Source organism: Tepidiforma sp., from assembly GCF_034433535.1.
Classification (GTDB): Bacteria; Chloroflexota; Dehalococcoidia; order Tepidiformales; family Tepidiformaceae; genus Tepidiforma.
Genome location: NZ_DAOUAO010000034.1, coordinates 1 through 5,507, shown reverse-complemented (window position 1 = coordinate 5,507; position 5,507 = coordinate 1). Strand labels below are relative to the sequence as shown.

Genomic DNA, 5,507 nt, shown 5'->3' with positions numbered 1-5,507 from the left:
GTGGATGCAGATCGACTGCTACTTCAATCCCGGGACATTCGTCGAGGACGCGCAGCTGTGACGCCGGGCCTGGCGACGCGGGCCGCCACAGCCGATGACGCGCCCGCGCTGGCGGCGCTGTACGCGCTTCACCCGCTGCCCGGTGCGCCGCGCGATGCCGCGGAAGCGGCGACGATGGTCCAGACCGGGCAGGCGTTCCTGGTGGCCGAGGACGCGGACGGCATCGCCGGGGCGGTGCGGTGGCGGGATGAGGAGGGGGTGGGCTGGTTCGACCTGCTGGTGTCGCTGGAGCCGTGGGCGGGGCGTGAGCTGGTGCGGGCGGTCGAGCGGCGCGCGCAGGACCGGGGGCTCCGGCTGCTTCGCTGCCGCGCGCCGGAGGGCAGCGGGCTGGCAGGCTACTTCGGCCGGATGGGCTACCTGCCGGTGGGTCGCGACCGCGCCGAAGGCGAGGTGCTGCTGGTGCTGGAGCGGCGGCTCCCGCTGCTGACCGTCCGGGAGCAGCGGAGGGAGGATGCCGACGCGATCGCGGCGCTCACGGGCGAGGACCCCTGGCCGTTCGCGCAGGGCGCCCGGCCCGGGTGGTTTGTGCTGGCCGATGGGGAGAAGGCGGCGGGGGTGGTGGCCGCGAAGGTGGGACGGAGCGGGACGGGCGAGATCCGTCCGCCGGTGGTGGCGCCGGGCTACCGGGGCCGGGGGCTGGAAGGGTGGATGCTGGAGCGCGCCTGCACCTGGGCGGCGACCCACGGGGCGGTGCGCTGCGCGGTGGCGGCGACGCCTGAGCTCCTTGCGTTGCGGCGCGAGCTGGAGGACCGGCGATGGTTCCTCGAAGGGGACCGCTTCGTGCGCGAGGTGACGCCCGACCTGCTCGCGACCTGACCTGCTCAGTGCTGGCCGCGGAGGCCCCGCGGCAGCCAGCTGGCCGTCGCGAGGGCGCGCTCGGCGCGCAGGCGGTGCAGCTCGGCGCGCAGGCGGTCGCGTTCGGCCTGGAGGTCGCGGATGTGGTCGCGGAGGGCGGCAACGAGGAGGTCGACCTCGGTGACGCGGGCGACGGCATCGCGGCGGACGGCGGCGACCTCGGCGCGGAGGAGGGCGCGGCTCACGGCGCGTCACCGGCTCCGGGGAGCTCCGCCGGGCGCGACAGGGCGGGCGCCTCGCGGGCGGGGAGGAGGTCGCGGACGGCGCGGAAGTCCTGCAGGTTGGCGTGGAGGGCGGCGATCACGTCTTCGAGGGTCGCGAGGCGGGCATCGCGGGCGGCCGCTGCGATGCGGGCCTGGCGGAGGCTGGCGCGGGCCCGGTCGCGCTGGCGGCGGGCTTTCTTGAGCTGCTTTTCGAGCCGACGGTGCTCGTCGTGGGCGGCGACGAGGGCGCGCACGAGAATGGCGGGGTGGAGCGTGGCGGCCGCCTGCGGGTTTGCGGCAACCGTGGCCGCGTCGACCTCGAGGAGGTCGGACTGGGCTGCTCCGAGCTGCTGGAGGGTGGCCTGCAGCCGTTCGACATCCTTTCGGACCTGGCGGACGAGGCGCTCGGCGCGGGCGTCAGCGCCGGAGGCCTGGCCCTTGAGCGGCCCGGGGAAGTGGAGTCCGCTGCGGGCGAGGTCGGCGGGGGGTTCCGGGGCGGGGTGGGGCGGGAAGGGGATAGGGTCCAGGGAAGGCGCCGCCGGGGTGTCGCTGCCGGATGTTCGCAGTGGGAAGCGCATGCGCGGGGCCCCCGTCCACCGGATTGTTCCCTGAACTATACGGCCCGTTTGCCGCGGTTCCACAGGGGTCGCGGGCCGGGTGCGCGGGTTCGGAGCCGACCTTTGCTGTTGGTAATGGTTATGTCGTGGAATGGGCACCCGGGGGCTCGCCGAGGTCGAGCTGGAAGTAGGTGGTATCGAGCCAGCGGCCGAACTTGTAGCCGGCGTTGCGGAGGGTGCCGACGGGGGTGAAGCCCAGAGCTGTGTGGAGGCGGATGCTGGGCTCGTTGGTGGAGGTGATGGAGGCGACGATGGTGCGGAGGCCGAGTTCGCGGGCGCAGCGGAGGAGTTCGCCGAGGAGGAGCCGTCCGAGCCCCTGCCCGCGGGCCGCGGGGTCGAGATAGATGGTGTCTTCGCGGGTGAAGCGCCAGCCGGGCTTTTCGCTCATGCGGGTGAGGTACGCGAACCCGAGGACGGCTTGGCCGCGGGCGAGGACGAGGACAGGCTGGGTCGGGTCGGCGTGGGCCTCCCACCAGGCGAGGCGGCGCTCCTCGCTCCAGGGCTCGGTGTCCCAGGTGGCGGTGCCGCGGAGGACTTCGTCGTTGTAGATGCGGTTGATGGCGGGAAGGTCGGCGGGAGTGGCGGGACGGATGCGGGGGTTGGGGTTCACGGCTGATGGGAGGGTAGCGGCGCGAGGTTTCGGGCAGGTTACGCGGGTCGGCGCTGTTCATTGCTCGATGACGGTGATGGCGTAGCATTCGAGGCAGCATGCGGGACCGGCTGATTGCGCTGCTGGCGGTTGCGGTGGGGGGTCTGGTGTTGTGGGCCGGGCTGACCTGGCTGCATTCGCGGTCGGTGGCGGTGGGCCTGGCGATGGTTGCGGCCTACCTGACGTGGGGCGAACTGATGGACCTCTGGGGCAGCGCCCGGCATGCGCCGGCGCGTGCACCCGGTTCGCCGCTGCTTGCCGACCCGAAATTCAGACGGCGCGTGCTCGGCGTGCTGGCGCTGGGCGGGGCGAGCGGGGTGGTGCTGCTCGGGCTGCTGACCGGCGACATCGACGTGGAGAAGGTGCGGGAGTGGATCCGCGACCTCGGCGCGTGGGGCCCCATCCTGCTCATCCTCGTGCTGGCGGTGGCGATGGTGATCGCGCCCATCCCGAACCCGCCGTTCATGATCGCGGCGGGGATTGCATGGGGGACGTTCCTGGGGGTGGTGTACGCGGTGATCGGGCAGCTGCTGGGCTCGGTGGTGATTTTTGCGATTTCGCGCCGGTTTGGGCGGCGGTTCATCCCGCGCCTCATCGGGGAGGAGGGCGCGGAGCGGGTCGACCGGCTGGCGAAGGAGATGGGGCCGCACCTGGTGTTCTGGTGGCGGATGATGCCGGTGTCGTTCGATTTTGCGGCCTACGCGGCGGGGCTGACGGGGATGTCATTCCGGCTGTTCGTGGTGCTGGTCTTCCTCGGGTCGCTGGTGCCGACGACGGTGGTGGTGGCGTTCGGGGATTCGTTCGGGAAGTCGCTCGAGGCGCAGCTGGTGAGCGGGCTTTTGATCCTGGTGGCGCTGGCGGTGCCTTCGACCATCTTCTACCTGCGCTACCGGCGCCGGCTACCGCCGCCGCGGCAGTGGATCGAGCGGATGCTGAGCGCGGGCGACCCGGCCGGGGGCAGCTAGGAAGAGCGGGGAAAGCGCTCACGCACGCGGTCGAGGATCAGGTGGGCGACGGCGTACTTGGAGAGGAGGGGGAACTCCTCGACGCGGCCGTCATCGTGGAAGATGACGACCTGGTTGGTCTCGGTGCCGAAGCCGGAGCCGGGGGCCGTCACATCGTTCGCGACGATGAAGTGGAGCCGCTTGGCGGGGAGCTTCTGGCGGGCGTAGGCGGCGAGGTCGCGCGTTTCGGCGGCGAAGCCGACCCGGACGCCGCCGCCGGGCAGGGTGGCGATGATATCGGGGTTCTGTTCGAGTTCGATGACCAGCCGCTCCTGGCCGGGCGCCTTCTTGATCTTGTGGTCGGCGGGGGCCGCGGGGCGGAAATCGGCGGGGGCAGCGGCCATGATGATGGCATCGGATCGGGCGGTGACCTGTTCGAGCGCGACCAGCATCTCGGCGACGGTCTGGACATCGATGCGGCGCACACCGACGGGGGTTTCGAGCGCGACCGGGCCGGTCACGAGCGTGACCTCGGCGCCGCGGTCGCGGGCGGCCTCGGCGATGGCGAAGCCCATGCGGCCGGTGGAGCGGTTGCCGACGAAGCGGACGGGGTCGATCGGCTCGTGGGTGCCGCCGGCGGAGACGACGATGTGGCGGTCGCGGAGGTCGCCGGTGCGACGGCCGAGGAGCAGGCGGAGCGCGCCGACGATCGCGGCGGGCTCGGCGAGGCGCCCGGGGCCCACCCGGCCGCTGGCGAGCCGCCCGGTAGCCGGCCCGACCAGTTCGACGCCGCGCTCGCGGAGGGTCGCGATGTTCGCGGCCGTGGCCGGGTGCTCCCACATCTGCGAATCCATCGCGGGGGCGAGGAGGATGGGCGCAGCGGTGGCCAGCGCGGTGAGGCTGACCATATCGCCGGCGTGGCCGTGGGCGAGGCTGGCGATGGTGTCGGCGGTGGCCGGGGCGATCACCATCGCGTCGGCGCGGCGGGCGACCTCGACGTGGGCCTCGGTCTCGGCGGCTTCGAACATGTCGACGACGACGTCGCGGCCGGTGAGGGACTTGAAGGTGAGCGGCGCGATGAAGCGGGTGGCGGCCGGCGTCATGACGACTTCGACCTCGGCGCCGGCCTGCCGGAGCTTGCTGGCGAGGTCGGCCGCCTTGTAGGCGGAGATCGAGCCGGTCACGCCGAGGACAATGCGGCGATTGGCAAGGGGAAGGTCGCGGCTGGAGGGCTGGGACACGGGGAATATCCGGGGCTAGTCTCGCTCGGTGTTCAGTTCGTAAATCAGGCGGAGGCCGATGAGGGTGAGGTCGCCGTTGACGATATCGATGCAGTCCGTTTCGGAGGCGACGAGGGAGGCGAGGCCCCCGGTGGCGACGACTGGCGGGTTGCCGCCGAGTTCGCGCTTGAAGCGTGCGACGAGGCCTTCGACAAGGCCGACGTAGCCGAAGAGGATGCCGGACTGCATGGCGTGGATGGTGTTCTTGCCGACGGCAGCGGGCGGGCGTTCGAGCTGGACGCGGTAGAGCATGGCGGCGCGGCTGAAGAGGGCCTCGCTGGCGATGCCGATGCCCGGGGCGATGGCGCCGCCGAGGTAGTCGCCCTGTTCGTTGACGGCATCGAAGACGGTGGCGGTGCCGAAGTCGACGATGATCACCGGGGTGCCGTAGAGGCGGCTGGCGGCCACGGCATCGATGATGCGGTCGGCGCCGAGCTGGCGGGGGTTGTCGTAGAGGATGCGGATGCCGGTGCGGAGGCCGTGGCCGACGAGCAGGGGTTCGACCCGGAAGTACTTGCGGCAGAGCTGCTCGAAGGTGGGGATGAGCGGGGGGACGTCGCAGCCGATGATGCAGGCCGTGACGTCGTCGGGGTCGACTCCGCCGAGGTCGAGGAGGGTCATGAGGAGGGCGCCGTATTCGTCGGGGAGCTTCTCCTGTTCGACGCCGATGCGCCAGGTATTGGCGAGTTGGTCGCCATCCCAGAGGCCGATGTGGATGGAGGTGTTGCCGATATCGAAGGCGAGGAGCATGGGGGAGTGAACCGTCCTGGCTTCGGGCCTTGCTGGCGGTCCCGGTGCCGTGGGAAGGATAGCGGATGGAGGGGGGAGGGGGGAGCCCCGCCCTACCCCGGCCCGGGAGGTGGGAGGGGGGAGGTTGGAGGGGGGATCCGGGAACGGGG

At 72.0% G+C, this 5,507-nt stretch carries 7 protein-coding genes; 2 read left to right on the top strand and 5 right to left on the bottom strand.

Annotation, left to right across the window (positions count from 1 at the left end; translation table 11 throughout):
- Positions 1-57 precede the first annotated feature (57 nt).
- Positions 58-876, top strand: a complete 819-nt coding sequence (locus VAE46_RS01885; RefSeq protein ID WP_322795210.1) for a GNAT family N-acetyltransferase — start codon at positions 58-60, stop codon at positions 874-876.
- A gap of 5 nt (positions 877-881) precedes the next feature.
- Here the strand turns inward: VAE46_RS01885 and VAE46_RS01880 are convergent, their stop codons facing one another.
- The 3 genes from VAE46_RS01880 to VAE46_RS01870 form a co-directional block, all read right to left on the bottom strand.
- Entirely contained in the window at positions 882-1,100 is a 219-nt protein-coding gene (locus VAE46_RS01880) for a hypothetical protein (protein ID WP_322795209.1), read from the bottom strand.
- Complete coding sequence (locus VAE46_RS01875) at positions 1,097-1,696, bottom strand: hypothetical protein (RefSeq protein ID WP_322795208.1); 600 nt, start codon at positions 1,694-1,696, stop codon at positions 1,097-1,099. Before VAE46_RS01875 ends, VAE46_RS01880 begins: the two co-directional genes overlap by 4 nt.
- Before the next feature lie 118 nt (positions 1,697-1,814).
- Positions 1,815-2,345 (bottom strand): N-acetyltransferase family protein, encoded by a 531-nt coding sequence (locus VAE46_RS01870; RefSeq protein ID WP_322795207.1) that lies wholly within the window; start codon positions 2,343-2,345, stop codon positions 1,815-1,817.
- Positions 2,346-2,443: 98 nt separating this feature from the next.
- Between VAE46_RS01870 and VAE46_RS01865 the strand changes: the two genes are divergently transcribed.
- Positions 2,444-3,349 (top strand): TVP38/TMEM64 family protein, encoded by a 906-nt coding sequence (locus VAE46_RS01865; RefSeq protein ID WP_322795206.1) that lies wholly within the window; start codon positions 2,444-2,446, stop codon positions 3,347-3,349.
- Here the strand turns inward: VAE46_RS01865 and coaBC are convergent.
- Both coaBC and VAE46_RS01855 read right to left on the bottom strand, forming a co-directional pair.
- Positions 3,346-4,569, bottom strand: coding sequence for a bifunctional phosphopantothenoylcysteine decarboxylase/phosphopantothenate--cysteine ligase CoaBC (gene coaBC / locus VAE46_RS01860; RefSeq protein ID WP_322795205.1), 1,224 nt, complete (start codon positions 4,567-4,569; stop codon positions 3,346-3,348). The two genes, VAE46_RS01865 and coaBC, sit on opposite strands and share 4 nt — an antisense overlap.
- A gap of 15 nt (positions 4,570-4,584) precedes the next feature.
- Positions 4,585-5,358, bottom strand: coding sequence for a type III pantothenate kinase (locus tag VAE46_RS01855; protein WP_322795204.1), 774 nt, complete (start codon positions 5,356-5,358; stop codon positions 4,585-4,587).
- Positions 5,359-5,507 lie beyond the last annotated feature (149 nt).

What these genes read in the sequence shown, in the direction of transcription:
- VAE46_RS01875 (WP_322795208.1), bottom strand. Translation starts at nt 1,696, where the DNA reads ATGCGCTTCCCACTGCGAACATCCGGCAGCGACACCCCGGCGGCGCCT.
- VAE46_RS01865 (WP_322795206.1), top strand. Translation starts at nt 2,444, where the DNA reads ATGCGGGACCGGCTGATTGCGCTGCTGGCGGTTGCGGTGGGGGGTCTG.
- VAE46_RS01855 (WP_322795204.1), bottom strand. Translation starts at nt 5,358, where the DNA reads ATGCTCCTCGCCTTCGATATCGGCAACACCTCCATCCACATCGGCCTC.